Genomic DNA, 12,898 nt, shown 5'->3' on the forward strand with positions numbered 1-12,898 from the left:
CTGGGAGCGCTCCCAGGGCGGGTTCCCCCACTGCCGGCCCCCACGGCAGCCCGCACCCATCCCCGAGGTGATGCTTTCGTGAAACGCCGGACAGCAACGGTCCTGACCACGGTACTCGCCGTGGCCGCGGCATCGACCGCCGCCTTCTTCGCGCTCCCCGCCAGCGCGGAGACGGCGGCGTTCGCCGTGCAGAGCACGTGGAACAACGGCTACCAGGCCCAGGTCACCGTCAACAACAACACGTCGTCGCCGATCTCCACGTGGAAGGTCGAGCTGACCTTCCCGGCCGGCACGACGGTGAGCCAGTCGTGGAACGCGACGCAGGCCGGCAGCGGCAGCACCTGGACGTTCACGCCGGCCGGCTGGAACGCGACGATCGCGGCCGGGGCCTCCACCAGCTTCGGCCTCATCGTCAACGGGACCGGCCGCCCGACGGGTTGCCTGGTCAACGGGCAGGCATGCACCGGAACGACGAACCCGTCGCCCTCCGTTTCCACTCCCCCGGCAGGCGGCGGCACACCGGTCCAGGTGAACGGGCAGCTGCGCGTCTGCGGCACCAAGCTCTGCAACGAGAGCGGCCAGGCGGTCCAGCTCAAGGGCATGAGCACACACGGCCTGCAGTGGTTCCCGAACTGCTACACCGACGCCTCGCTCGACGTGCTCGCCAAGGAGTGGAGCGCGGACCTGCTGCGGATCTCGATGTACGTGCAGGAGCAGGGTTACGAGACCGACCCGGCCGGGTTCACCAACCGGGTGAACAACCTGGTCGAGGAGGCCACCGAGCGCGGGATGTACGCGCTGATCGACTTCCACATCCTCACGCCGGGCGATCCCGCGTACAACCTGGAGCGGGCCAAGACCTTCTTCGCCCAGGTGTCGGCCCGGCACGCGAACAAGAAGAACGTCATCTACGAGATCGCCAACGAGCCGAACGGCGTGAGCTGGGCGCAGATCAAGAACTACGCCGACCAGGTCATCCCGGTGATCCGGGGGAACGACCCGGACGGCGTCGTGATCGTCGGCACCCGCGGCTGGTCGTCGCTGGGCGTCTCGGAGGGCTCGAACTCCTCGGAGATCGTGAACAACCCGGTCAGCGCCTCCAACGTGATGTACGCCTTCCACTACTACGCGGCCTCGCACAAGGACAACTACCGCGCCGAGGTGGAGCGGGCCGCGGCTTCGCTGCCGCTGTTCGTGACCGAGTTCGGCACGGTGACCTACACCGGCGACGGCGCTGTCGACGTGGCCGGCAGCAACGCCTGGTTCGACCTGCTCGACCGGCTCAAGATCGGGTATGCCAACTGGACGTACTCGGACGCGAGCGAGGGCAGCGCCGCCTTCAAGCCGGGCACCTGCAACGCCGGGAGCTTCTCCGGCACCGGCTCGCTCACCGAGTCCGGCGCTCTGGTGCGCAACCGCATCCGCGCCTGACCCCGCGAACTCCGCCGGGCCCGCCTCCCTTCCACCGGGCGGGCCCGGCGGTCTATTTCAAAACAGCACACTTATATAAGCTGCTTCTGATAGGGTTCCGCTCGTGCATGCGTTCGACGTACTCGGTGATCCGGTCCGGCGCCGGATCCTCGAGCTGCTCGCCGAGGGCGAGCAGACCTCCGGCGCCGTCACCGCGGTCATCCGCGCGGAGTTCGGCATCACCCAGCCGGCCGTGTCCCAGCACCTGCGCGTGCTGCGTGACAACGGCTTCGCCACCGTGCGGCCCGACGGCGCCCGCCGTCTCTACGCGGTCGACCACACCGCGCTGCGGCAGGTCGACGAGTGGCTGGCGCCCTTCCGGAGGTTCTGGACGCCGCACCTGTCCGCGATGGCCACCGAGGTGGCCCGCGGCAAACGCCTTCGGCGACTCGGCGAGGGCGTCGGGACCAGCGATGCGAGGAGCGCACGGTGATCGAGGTCAAAGAGCAGATCAGTGGGGTACGGCGGACCATCGGCACACGGGTGCTGGAGGCCGGTGAGGCCCGGGTGATGACGATCAGCCAGGTCTACGACACCGGCCAGGACGACCTGTGGGAAGTGGTCACCGACCCGGAGCGGATCCCCCGGTGGTTCCTGCCGATCTCCGGTGACCTGCGGGTCGGCGGGAGATACCAGTTCCAGGGCAACGCCGGCGGCACGATCACGAAGTGCGAGAAGCCGCACGCGGTCGGCGCCACCTGGGAGTTCGGCGACCAGGTGAGCTGGGTCGAGGTGCGGCTGACCCCGGAGGGCGACGGGCGGACCCGGTTCACGCTGGAGCACGTGGCGCACGTCGACGACGAGCACTGGGAGCAGTACGGTCCGGGAGCCGTCGGGCTGGGCTGGGAGGGCGCGTTCTGGGGCCTGGCCAACCACCTGGACGACCCGGCGGCCACGATCACCCCCGAGGCCGCGACGGAGTGGGCGATGTCGCCGGACGGCATCACGTTCATGCGGCTCAGCGCCGACGCGTGGACCGAGGCGGACATCGCGTTCGGCACCGATCCCGAGACGGCCCGGCGGCAGGCGGCGAACACGCTGAAGGCGTACACCGGCCAGGAATGATCCTCGGGCGATCCGGCCGCCGGGCGCCCTTCGCGGGGCGCCCGGCGTCTCGTCAGGCGAGCTTCTTGGACTTGGTGATGGCGGCGGTCAGGGCCTCCAGCAGCGGGGCCGAGCCGGCCCAGGAGTAGATCGGGACGGCCTGCCACGGGAAGACCTGGTTGGCCTTGACGGCGGGCAGCGCGCTCCAGCCCGGCTTCGACGCCAGGTCGTTGGGCTGCAGGGTGCCGGTGCGGGCGTCCAGGAAGATGATGTCGGCGTGGTACTTGTCGGCGTTCTCCCAGCTCAGCGACTCGTAGTAGTCGCCGCCGTCGGTCTTCTCGGGGACGATGATGTCGACGCCGAGCTCCTTGAAATACATCAGGTCGGAGGAGACCTTCGGGTTCGACACGTAGAAGATGTCGGCGGCGCCGGAGCCGGCCAGCACCTTGATGCCACCGCTGGCCTTGGCGGCGGCGGACAGGTCGGCGGCGGCCTTCTCGAAGCGGGCCTTGTCGGCCACCACCTTCGGCGCGTTCAGGTCGGCGCCCAGCGACTTGGCCAGCTCGGCGTAACGCTCGATCGGCTTGGTCAGCGGCACCCGGCCGACGGTGATGGTGGCGACCGGCGCGAGCTTGAGGATCTGGTCCTTGCTCTCGTCCGGGATGTACCAGTAGGCGCCCGGGTCGAACATGTGCGTGATCAGCAGCTCGGGCGCGAGGGCGGCGTACTTCTCCACCGAGAACTCGCCCCACGCGTTGCCGATGATCTGCACCTTGTTGATGTCCAGCGAGCCGGCCTGCGGCTCGGCGGTGCCGTCGGTCTTCTTGGTCTCGCCGAAGACGCCGGCGATGGAGTCCTGCAGGCCCAGGTCGACGAGCGCGGCGGCGGTGCCGGTGAACGCGACGACCTTCTTCGGGGTCTTGTCGGCCTTGAGGTCCTTGGGCTGGTCGTCGGTGAACGCCCACGGGCCGGCGGCGGGGGCCGATGCGGAGCCGGCCGGGGACCCGGTCTCGCCCTTGTCGCCTCCGCAGGCGGCGAGCAGCGCGCCGACACCGGCGGCGCCACCGGCGGCCAGCAGGCCACGACGGGACAAGGAAAGCTGCGAATACTTCATCTTCACGTCTTTCTGGGGTACGACCGGCCCTTCGGCCGCGTGCGATGGTTAGGCTAACCTAACGAACCGATCGCGCGTCAACAGGATCCACGACACCGGGACGGGAGAGTCGCACTGTCCACCATCGACACCCTTGCTGATCAGGGGGTACGCGAGACCGTGCCGCCACGGGCGGGACGGCGGTCGTCCGTACGCCTGCTCGGCCTGGTCCTCGCCCTCGGCGTCCTCGTCGCGGTCGTCGTGCTGAGCATCGGGTTCGGCGCGCGGTTCCTCTCCCCCGGCGAGGTCTGGGCCGGGCTGTGGGACCCGGCGTCGCCCTCCTACCGGATCGTCCACGACATGCGGCTCCCGCGGACGCTGCTGGGCCTGATGGTCGGCATGGCGCTCGGCCTGGCCGGCGCGATCATGCAGGCGCTGACCCGCAACCCGCTGGCCGACCCGGGCCTGCTCGGCATCAACGCGGGTGCCTCCGCCGCGGTCGCCACGGCCGCCGTCTTCTTCGGCGTCGGGACCTTCTTCGGGTACGTGTGGTTCGCCCTCGCGGGCGCGGCGATCGTCACCGCGATGGTGTACGCGGTCGGCGGCGGGCGCTCGGCCACCCCGGCCCGGCTCGCGCTGGCCGGGGCCGCCCTGAACGCCACACTGCTCTCCTATGTGTCCGCGGTGCTGCTCGCCGACACGCAGGCCATCGACCGGATGAAGTTCTGGACGGCGGGCTCGCTGGCCAGCGCCGACTTCGCCACCGTCGAGCGGCTGCTGCCGTTCTTCGCCGCCGGCCTGCTCACCGGGCTGCTGGTGGCCCGGCCGCTGAACGCGCTGTCGCTCGGCGACGACGCGGCCCGCGCGCTCGGCGCCCGCCCGGCGGTGATCCGGGCCGCGGTCATCGTGGCGGTCACCCTGCTCTGCGGCAGCGCCACCGCGGCGTGCGGGCCGATCGTGTTCGTCGGGCTGCTCATCCCGCACATGGTCCGCCCGTTCACCGGGCCTGATCTGCGCTGGCTGCTGCCGTACACGGCGATCCTCGCGCCGGTGCTGCTGCTCGGCGCCGACGTGCTCGGCCGGATCCTGGGCAGCCCCGGCGAGCTGCAGGTCGGCACGGTCACCGCGGTGCTCGGCGGTCCCCTGTTCCTCTATCTCGTGCGAGCCGCCCGATGACCACCGTCCTGGACAAGCCCGCGGCCCGGCCGCGGTCGATCGGCAGCCGCGTCGGCGTGCGGCCCCGGGCCGTCGTGGTCGGCGCCGCCGCCGCGCTCGGTGCGTTCGTGATCAGCGTGTTCAGCCTCGGCACCGGCGATTTCGAGATCGCCCCGGCCGACGTGGTGACCACCCTGTTCGGGGAGGGCAACCCGGCGCACGAGTTCATCATCGGCGAGCTGCGGCTGCCCCGGCTGATCACCGCGCTGCTGGTCGGCGCGGCGCTGGCGGCCGGCGGCGCGGTCTTCCAGTCGCTGGTACGCAACCCGCTCGGCAGCCCCGACATGCTCGGCGTCACCAACGGCGCCAGCACCGCGGCGCTGACCGTGGTGATCCTCGGCGGCACCAGCACCCAGCTGTCGGTGGCCGCGGTCGCCGGCGGCCTGGTCGCCACCCTGCTGATCCAGCTGATCGCCGGGCGGGCGCTGCACGGGTTCCGGTTCATCCTGGTCGGCATCGGCCTCGCGGCGATCCTCACCGGCATCAGCGGATATCTGCTGACCCGCGGCGTCCAGATGGAGAACGCGCGGGCGCTGCTGTGGCTCACCGGCAGCCTCGACGGGCGCGACTGGGGCCAGGCCGTGCCGATGATCGTCGTGCTCGGCGTCACCCTGCCGTTCCTGCTGCTGGCCTGCGGCCCGGGCCTGCGGATGCTGGAGATGGGCGACGACGCGGCGTCCGCGCTGGGGGTGCCGGTGCCGCTGCTGCGCAACGCGTCGCTGCTGGCGGCCGCGCTGCTGGTGTCGTTCGCCGCGGCCAGCGCCGGCCCGGTCAACTTCGTCGCGCTGATCGCCCCGCACCTGGCGAAACGCCTGACCCGAGCACCCGGCCCCAACCTGCTGCCGTCGATCTTCGTCGGCGCGCTGCTGCTGACCGGCGCCGACTTCATCGCCCAGCACCTGCTGGAGGACCGGGCACTGCCGGTCGGCGTGGTCACCGGCCTGGTCGGCGGCGCCTACCTGGTCTGGCTGCTGACCACCGAACGCCGCGCGGGACGGATCTGATGGCCGTTTCCCGGGTTCCCATCGACACCGCACGAGGAGACACGATGACGGGTCACACGCCCCGGCTCAGCGGCGCCGGGCTGACGCTCGCCTACGACAAGCGGGTCATCGCCGAGGATCTCAGCGTCGAGATCCCGGTCGGCTCGTTCACCGTCATCATCGGGCCGAACGCGTGCGGCAAGTCGACACTGCTGCGGGCGCTGTCCCGGCTGCTCAAGCCGGCCGCCGGGACGGTGCTGCTGGACGGCAGGGACGTGCACTCGCAGCCGACCCGTACGGTGGCCAGGACGCTCGGCCTGCTGCCGCAGTCGTCGACCGCCCCGGACGGCATCACCGTGGCCGAGCTGGTGGCCCGCGGCCGCTACCCGCACCAGAGCATCCTGCGCCGCTGGTCGGCCGAGGACGAGCAGGTCGTGCAGGAGTCGATGCTGTCGACCGGGGTGGCCGACCTGGCCGACCGGCAGGTCGACGAGCTCTCCGGCGGCCAGCGCCAGCGGGTGTGGCTGGCCATGGCGCTCGCCCAGCAGACGCCGCTGCTGCTGCTCGACGAGCCGACCACCTATCTGGACATCGCGCACCAGATCGAGGTGCTCGACCTCTGCGCCGAGCTGCACGAGCGGCAGGGCCGTACCCTCGTCGCGGTCCTGCACGACCTCAACCACGCGGCCCGTTACGCCACCCACCTGATCGCCATGCGGGCCGGCCGGGTGGCCCGGTCGGGACAGCCCTCCGATGTGCTCACCGCCGAGCTGGTGGAGGAGGTCTTCGGGCTGCCGTGCCGGGTGATCGACGACCCGGAGACCGGCACGCCGCTGGTGATTCCCGCCGCACGCCGCTCAACCAGCGCATCGGTCTGACGATAGGGGAGGTCGACACCCCTCATCGTTCCTGGAGCTGCACCGATGCCGTCGCCTCTCGCCCGCTGGTTCAGCAACCGGCGGGTCCGTACCAAGATCCTCACGTCGGTCCTGGTGATCGCCGTGGTCATGACGATCGCCTGCGGCCTGGCCGTGTGGCGGATGGCCGGCATGAACGACCGCATGGACACCCTGCGCAACGTCAACGTGCTCAGCCTGACGATCCTCGGCGAGATCCAGGGCGCCCAGTCGGCGATCAACCACTACTCCACCGCCCTGGTCGCGGCCGACACCCCGCCGGCCGAGCGGGCCGCCGCCGCCCAGGGACAGGCCGCCGCCATCGAGCAGCTCACCCAGAACCTCGCCGCCTACGTGAAGCAGCCCAAGAGCGCCGCCGCCACCCGGGCCCTCAAGGACTTCACCGCCGGCTGGGACGACTTCAACACCGCCCTCGAGGCGGCCCGCGCCGGCAGGGACCCCGGCATCGACTTCAACGCCGTCATCCTGGGCATGGCCAAGAGCATGGACACCCTGGTCGACGAGGAGAGCCGCAGCGCCGCGGCCGCGTCGGCGGCCGCCGACGACGCCTACGCGACCGCCCGGCATGAGGTGCTGATCACGCTCGGCGTCGCACTGACGCTCGGCATCGGCTTCGCGCTGATGGTCGGCGGCACCATCACCCGCCGGCTGCAGCCGGTAGCCGACGCCATGGAGGCGGTGGCCACCGGCGACCTCACCCGGACCGTGCCCGCCGACGGCCGCGACGAGATCGGCGCGATGGCCCGCTCGGTGAACAAGGCCACCGGCTCGGTCCGCGAGACGGTGTCGGCGCTGGCCGAGAGTGCGCAGCTGCTGGCGCAGAACTCGCGGGAGCTGTCCCGGGTCAACGACCAGACGGTCGGCAGCTCGCAGGCCGTGTCGGCGCGCGCCGGGTCGGCGAACAGCTCGGCCGGCGAGGTCTCGGTCAACCTGCAGACCGTGGCGACCGGCGCCGACGAGATGGCGCACGCCATCCAGGAGATCTCGCAGAGCGCGGTGGCCAGCGCGAGCGTGACGGCGCAGGCGGTGTCCGTGGTGGCCGAGACCACCGCGACGGTCAGCAAGCTGGGCGCCAGCTCCCAGGAGATCGGCGCGGTGGTGAAGACGATCACCGCGATCGCCGAGCAGACCAACCTGCTGGCACTGAACGCGACCATCGAGGCGGCCCGGGCCGGCGAGTCGGGCAAGGGCTTCGCGGTGGTGGCGAGCGAGGTCAAGGACCTGGCCCAGGAGACCGCGAAGGCGACCGAGGACATCTCCCAGCGGGTGCAGGCGATCCAGGCCGACACCGAGAACGCGGTCGCCGCGATCACCCGGATCGGCGAGGTGATCGAGAAGATCAACGAGTTCCAGACCACCATCGCGTCGGCGGTCGAGGAGCAGACCGCCACCACCGCGGCGATGAGCCGCACCGTGGCCACGGCCGCCGGCGGCGCCGCCACCATCGCCGCCGACATCGGCCACGTCTCCGCCGCCGCCGAGCAGTCGCGGTCGGCCGTCGCCGCCGGGCAGCAGGCCGCCACCGAGCTGGCGTCGCTCGCCGACGACCTGCACCACCTGGTCGGCCGTTTCTCCTACCGCTGACCTCCGGCCCACGACCCGTCCGGTCGTGCGGGCGGTCCGCGGCACGCCGCAGGCAGCCCGCACGACCGGGCGTCAGCCGAAGACCTCGGCCACCACGTGCTCGGCGATCGCCAGCGACGAGGTCGCCGCGGGTGAGGGCGCGTTGCGGACGGCGGTGACCGGGCCCAGGCGGTGGATCCGGAAGTCGTCGACGAGGCTGCCGTCGCGGTCCAGCGCCTGGGCGCGCACCCCGGCGCCGGCCCGGACCACGTCGGCCGCGCCGATCTCCGGGACGTAGCGCATCGCCTCGGCCATGTAGCGGGTCTTCGACAGCGAGCCGCGGACCTCCTTGATCCCGGTCCGCCAGTGCTTGCGGGCCATGTGCCAGGTGCCGGGCCAGGCCGCGATGCCGGCCAGGTCGGGGATCGAGACCCGGGTACGGGTGTAGCCCTCGCGGGCGGTGGCGAGCACCGCGTTCGGGCCGACCTCGACGATCCCGGTGACCCGGCGGGTGAAGTGCACGCCCAGGAACGGGTAGCGCGGGTCCGGAACGGGGTAGATCATGCCGCGGACCAGGCCGGCCTTCTCATCGCTGACCCGCATGTACTCGCCGCGGAACGGGATGATCCGCGGCTCGGCGGCGTCACCGGCCAGCCCGGCCACCGTGTCCGAGTGGATGCCGGCGCAGACGATCACCTGGTCGACGGTGACGCTCCGCTCGCCCGACTCGATCCGGATCGACCCGACGTTCTTCCTGATGCCGGTCACCGGGAAACCGAGTCGGACCTCCCCGCCGGAGGAGCGGATGTCCTCGGCGAACGCTTTCGCGACGCCCGGGAAGTCGGTGATCGCCGTCTCCGGCGAGTGGAGCGCGGCGAGGCCGGCGGCATGTGGTTCGATCTCGCGGATCCCGCTCGGATCGACCCTTCGCAGGCCGGGCACGCCGTTCTCGCGCGCCCTCTTCTCCAGGTCGTCCAGGCGTCCCAGCTCGTCCTCCCGGACCGCGACGACGAGTTTCCCGCACTCGTCGTACGCGATGTCGCGTTCCGCGCAGTACTCGCGCAGCAGCAGCCGCCCGCGGGTGCAGAGCTCAGCTTTCAGGCTCCCCGGCGGGTAGTAGATGCCGGCGTGCACGACCCCGGAGTTGTGGCCGGTCTGGTGCTGCCCGACCTCGGATTCCTTCTCGACGACCACGACCCGGGTGCCCGGCCGGCGCAGGCTGATCTCCCGCCCGATGGCCAGGCCGACGATGCCGGCTCCGATGATCCCGATGATCTCGTCCGCCACAGGTGTTGCCTCTCTGGTCCGGCCATCCCGGCCTGTCCCGGAGCCGATGGCGCAGTGTCCCACCACCGTAGGCAACCGCGTCGCCACCCGACCGGGCGGCACCGTCTCAGCGGGCGAAGACCCGGCCGTCGAGGACCAGGCGGGCGGTGCTGACCGCGGCCGGGCCGGGCACCACGTCGAGGAAGCCGGTGGGGTGCTCCAGGCGCAGCACGTCCGGCGGCACCACGGCCCGGTCGGCGGGCCGCAGCAGCCGGGCGGCCACACTGCCCGGCAGGGTCGCGGCCGCGCCGACACCGATCGCGGCGCGGAAACCGATCGCGGCGTGCACCCGGTGCGGCCGGAACGTCCGGGTGGCCAGGCTGCCGCCGCCGGCCGGCGGGGCCAGCAGGCACATCCCCGGCACGGCGCCGGTCAGGTCGGTGGCCAGCCGGCGCAGGCGGTCGACCCGGTGGCGCAGGCGCTCGTCGTACTCCAGCCGGGCCGGGGTCTCGTGCCCGGTGACGCCGAACGCGGCCGCCTCGGCGAGCACGATCGGGACGCCGTCGCCGACCACGGTCACCGGCACGCCGTCGAGGTCGTCGGCGACCCGTCCGGTGGGCAGCGTCGCGGCGTCGCCGAACTCGATCAGCACCCGGGCCGCGGTGCCCGGCACACCGCTGACCGCGGTGTCCCCGGTGTAGGCGGGCCGGCCGCCCGGGGTGGTGACGTGCACGCTCGCGCGGGCGCCGGTGGCGGGCATGCGGACCCGTACCGCTGTGGTGTCGCCGGTGACCGGGACCAGGCCGCGCTCGACAGCGAACGGGCCGACGCCGGCCAGCAGGTCGCCGCACGGCCGTGGCTCGGTCACCGTCTCGCCCGTCACGAGCAGGAACCGGTAGTCGACGTCGGCCGTGCCGTCGGCGCACGGGCCGACCACGGCGATCCGGGCGGCCGGAGGGCCCGGCCAGTCGGCCAGCCGGGACAGCAGCCGGTCCCGTTCGGCCGGGTCGGCGGGCAGGTCACCGGCCAAGAAATACGCGCCCCTGGACCGGCCGCCACGCAGCACCTGCACCGGGATTCCCTGCGCCATGACACCTCCCGCGCTTTGTCGACAATAATGTAGCTGCTCGACCTCGCAGCCGAACTGTGCAAACCATAGGCTCACCAGCACGTGCGAGCAATTGTTGACAATCCTGAGAGTTGCCTCAGGGCGGAAGGTTCCGATGCCGGCCGAACCCGACACCCTCGGCGAGGCGAGCACCCGCCGGCGACCGGCTACCTCGGCGCCTGAGCACCCGGCAGACGGACCGTCACGACCGTCCCGCACGGGTGGTTGGGCCCCGCGGTGACACCGCCGCCGTGCTGGGTGGCGGTCTGCGCGACGATCGCCAGGCCCAGGCCGGAGCCGGGCATCGAGCGGGCGGCCGTCGCCCGGTAGAAGCGGTCGAAGACGTGCGGCAGATCCTCGTCGGCGATCCCCGGGCCGTTGTCGGCGACGGTCAGCACCCCGGCGGACAGGCGGGTGGTGACGGTGCCGCCGGGCGGGCTCCACTTGGCCGCGTTGTCCAGCACGTTCACCACCATCCGCTCCAGCTCGCCGGGACGGCCCAGCACGGTCACCGGCGTCAGGTCGGTGTCGAAGGTCAGCCCGGGAGCCCGGATCCGCACCCGGTTGATCGCCGCCGTCACCACCTCCGCATACTCCACCTGCTCGATCGTCTCCCGGCTGCCCTCCTCGCGGGACAGCTCGACCAGCTCGGTGGTGAGCGTGGCCAGCTCCCGCACCTGCGCGTCCAGATCGTCGAGGAGCTTGACCCGCTCCTCGGGCGGCAGACGGTACGCCAGATCGGGCTGACGCTCCACCGCGATCAGCAGCTCCACATTGGTCCGGATGCTGGTCAGCGGGGTCCGCAGCTCGTGACCGGCATCCTCGACCAGGGCACGCTGCGCCTGCCGGGCGGCGTGGATGGCGGTGAGCATCGCGTTCACCGAGCGGCCCAGCCGGGCGATCTCGTCGTTGCCGGACACCTCGATCGGCCGGGTCAGGTCCATCGACACGGCCACGTCCTCGACCGCGTCGGTGAGACGGTCGACCGGGGCCAGGCCGGCGCGGGCCACGGTCCGCCCGAGCACCGCCGCCCCGGCGATCCCGGCCGCGCAGCCGACCGCCAGCAGCACCGCGAACACCGTCAGCACCCGCTCGTCCGGGCTCGGGTCGAGGCCGACCTGGACCGCTCCGCCGCCCTCGATCGGGACGGTGAGCATCAGATACTCCCCCGGCCCGATGGTGACCTGCTCCCGGGTCTCCGGCAGGCCGGCGGTGGCGATGGCGACCGCGGTCGCGGTGACCGGCAGCCGGACCGCGCTCCCGCCGACCACCACCCCGGACCGGTCGAGGACCTGCCAGCAGGGGCCGATCTCCTTGTCGCCCGGGTCCGGCCGGGCGCCCTGCGCCTCCAGCCACTGCCAGGGATTCTCGGCGATGGTACGGGCGTCGGCGAGCAGCTCCGCGGAGATCTTGTTCTGCTGGACGGCCCGCACGCTCACCCACGCGCCCGCCGACACGAGCAGCACGGCGGTCGCCACCGCGCCGGTGACCAGCAGCGACAGCCGGTCGTGCAGGGGACGGGACCGCAACCACGCTCTCACCAGGGCTCCTCCCGCAGCACGAACCCGACACCGCGGACGGTGTGCAGCAGACGCGCCTCGCCCTCGGCCTCCAGCTTGCGCCGAAGATAGCCCAGATAGACGTGCAGACTGTTCGACCCCTCGCCGAAGTCGTAGCCCCAGACCTGCTCGAACAGCGCGGTCCGGGTCAGCACCTGCCGCGGGTGGCGCAGGAACGCCTCCAGGATGCCGAACTCGGTACGCGTCAGCTTCAGGGCACGCTCCCCGCGCCACACCTCACGGGTCGCCGGGTTCATCCGTACATCCGCGAAGGTCAGAAGCTCCTCGGCGGTCTCCTCGGCGGGCGCCGCGGAGAGGGCGGAGCGGCGCAGCAGCGCCCGGATCCGGGCCAGCAGCTCCTGCAGGGCGAACGGTTTGACCAGGTAGTCGTCGGCGCCCGCGTCGAGACCGGCGACCCGGTCGCCGACGCTGTCCCGGGCGGTGAGCATCAGCACCGGCACCACCACACCACCGGCCCGCAGCTGCCGGCACGTCTCCAGCCCGTCCATCCGCGGCATGCTCACGTCGAGGACCATCGCGTCCGGCTCGCCGGCCCGCACCACGTCCAGCGCGGCCAGGCCGTCGCCCGCGGTGTCCACCTGGTAGCCCTGGAACCGCAGCGTCCGGGCCAGCGAGTCGCGCACGGCCGCGTCGTCCTCCACCACCAGGATCCGCATGGG

General features: G+C 72.2%; 12 protein-coding genes. 7 read left to right on the forward strand and 5 right to left on the reverse strand.

The window, feature by feature from the left end; genetic code table 11:
* The first annotated feature begins 78 nt into the window (after positions 1-78).
* The 3 genes from BM290_RS08645 to BM290_RS08655 all read left to right on the forward strand — a co-directional run bounded on the left by BM290_RS08645 (position 79) and on the right by BM290_RS08655 (position 2,535).
* Complete coding sequence (locus BM290_RS08645) at positions 79-1,431, forward strand: cellulase family glycosylhydrolase (protein ID WP_093611825.1); 1,353 nt, start codon at positions 79-81, stop codon at positions 1,429-1,431.
* Between the two features lie 103 nt (positions 1,432-1,534).
* Positions 1,535-1,903 carry an ArsR/SmtB family transcription factor gene (locus BM290_RS08650; RefSeq protein WP_093611827.1) on the forward strand — a complete coding sequence of 123 codons (369 nt, stop codon included), beginning with the start codon at positions 1,535-1,537 and terminating at the stop codon, positions 1,901-1,903.
* Entirely contained in the window at positions 1,900-2,535 is a 636-nt protein-coding gene (locus tag BM290_RS08655; protein WP_093611829.1) for an SRPBCC family protein, read from the forward strand. Before BM290_RS08650 ends, BM290_RS08655 begins: the two co-directional genes overlap by 4 nt.
* 52 nt (positions 2,536-2,587) lie before the next feature.
* Here BM290_RS08655 and BM290_RS08660 read toward each other — a convergent pair whose 3' ends face one another.
* On the reverse strand, positions 2,588-3,628 hold the full coding sequence (locus BM290_RS08660) for an ABC transporter substrate-binding protein (protein WP_093612437.1): 1,041 nt from the start codon (positions 3,626-3,628) through the stop codon (positions 2,588-2,590).
* A gap of 195 nt (positions 3,629-3,823) precedes the next feature.
* On the opposite strand from BM290_RS08660, the gene BM290_RS08665 reads away from it, so the two are divergent.
* From BM290_RS08665 to BM290_RS08680, 4 genes are read left to right on the forward strand one after another with little or no spacing between them, the layout of a single operon-like run.
* Complete coding sequence (locus BM290_RS08665; RefSeq protein ID WP_373871005.1) at positions 3,824-4,783, forward strand: FecCD family ABC transporter permease; 960 nt, start codon at positions 3,824-3,826, stop codon at positions 4,781-4,783.
* Positions 4,780-5,826 carry a FecCD family ABC transporter permease gene (locus BM290_RS08670; RefSeq protein WP_093611833.1) on the forward strand — a complete coding sequence of 349 codons (1,047 nt, stop codon included), beginning with the start codon at positions 4,780-4,782 and terminating at the stop codon, positions 5,824-5,826. The genes BM290_RS08665 and BM290_RS08670 overlap by 4 nt, the downstream gene beginning before the upstream one ends.
* Before the next feature lie 44 nt (positions 5,827-5,870).
* Complete coding sequence (locus BM290_RS08675) at positions 5,871-6,683, forward strand: ABC transporter ATP-binding protein (protein WP_093611835.1); 813 nt, start codon at positions 5,871-5,873, stop codon at positions 6,681-6,683.
* Positions 6,684-6,728: 45 nt separating this feature from the next.
* Entirely contained in the window at positions 6,729-8,306 is a 1,578-nt protein-coding gene (locus tag BM290_RS08680; RefSeq protein ID WP_093611837.1) for a methyl-accepting chemotaxis protein, read from the forward strand.
* Positions 8,307-8,378: 72 nt separating this feature from the next.
* Here the strand turns inward: BM290_RS08680 and lhgO are convergent, their stop codons facing one another.
* The 4 genes from lhgO to BM290_RS08700 all read right to left on the reverse strand — a co-directional run bounded on the left by lhgO (position 8,379) and on the right by BM290_RS08700 (position 12,895).
* Complete coding sequence (gene lhgO, locus BM290_RS08685) at positions 8,379-9,572, reverse strand: L-2-hydroxyglutarate oxidase (protein WP_093611839.1); 1,194 nt, start codon at positions 9,570-9,572, stop codon at positions 8,379-8,381.
* A 106-nt stretch (positions 9,573-9,678) separates the two neighbouring features.
* Positions 9,679-10,641, reverse strand: coding sequence for a PrpF domain-containing protein (locus BM290_RS08690; protein ID WP_093611841.1), 963 nt, complete (start codon positions 10,639-10,641; stop codon positions 9,679-9,681).
* Between the two features lie 185 nt (positions 10,642-10,826).
* On the reverse strand, positions 10,827-12,200 hold the full coding sequence (locus BM290_RS08695; protein ID WP_093611843.1) for a HAMP domain-containing sensor histidine kinase: 1,374 nt from the start codon (positions 12,198-12,200) through the stop codon (positions 10,827-10,829).
* Positions 12,197-12,895 carry a response regulator transcription factor gene (locus BM290_RS08700; RefSeq protein ID WP_093612439.1) on the reverse strand — a complete coding sequence of 233 codons (699 nt, stop codon included), beginning with the start codon at positions 12,893-12,895 and terminating at the stop codon, positions 12,197-12,199. The genes BM290_RS08695 and BM290_RS08700 overlap by 4 nt, the downstream gene beginning before the upstream one ends.
* Positions 12,896-12,898 lie beyond the last annotated feature (3 nt).

This window comes from Actinoplanes philippinensis (assembly GCF_900113015.1).
In the GTDB taxonomy this organism is placed as follows: Bacteria; Actinomycetota; Actinomycetes; order Mycobacteriales; family Micromonosporaceae; genus Actinoplanes; species Actinoplanes philippinensis.

Excerpts from the sequence above, each read along its gene's own strand:
- BM290_RS08660 (WP_093612437.1), bottom strand. The coding sequence starts at position 3,628 with ATGAAGTATTCGCAGCTTTCCTTGTCCCGTCGTGGCCTGCTGGCCGCC.
- BM290_RS08670 (WP_093611833.1), top strand. The coding sequence starts at position 4,780 with ATGACCACCGTCCTGGACAAGCCCGCGGCCCGGCCGCGGTCGATCGGC.
- BM290_RS08675 (WP_093611835.1), top strand. The coding sequence starts at position 5,871 with ATGACGGGTCACACGCCCCGGCTCAGCGGCGCCGGGCTGACGCTCGCC.
- BM290_RS08680 (WP_093611837.1), top strand. The coding sequence starts at position 6,729 with ATGCCGTCGCCTCTCGCCCGCTGGTTCAGCAACCGGCGGGTCCGTACC.
- BM290_RS08690 (WP_093611841.1), bottom strand. The coding sequence starts at position 10,641 with ATGGCGCAGGGAATCCCGGTGCAGGTGCTGCGTGGCGGCCGGTCCAGG.
- BM290_RS08700 (WP_093612439.1), bottom strand. The coding sequence starts at position 12,895 with ATGCGGATCCTGGTGGTGGAGGACGACGCGGCCGTGCGCGACTCGCTG.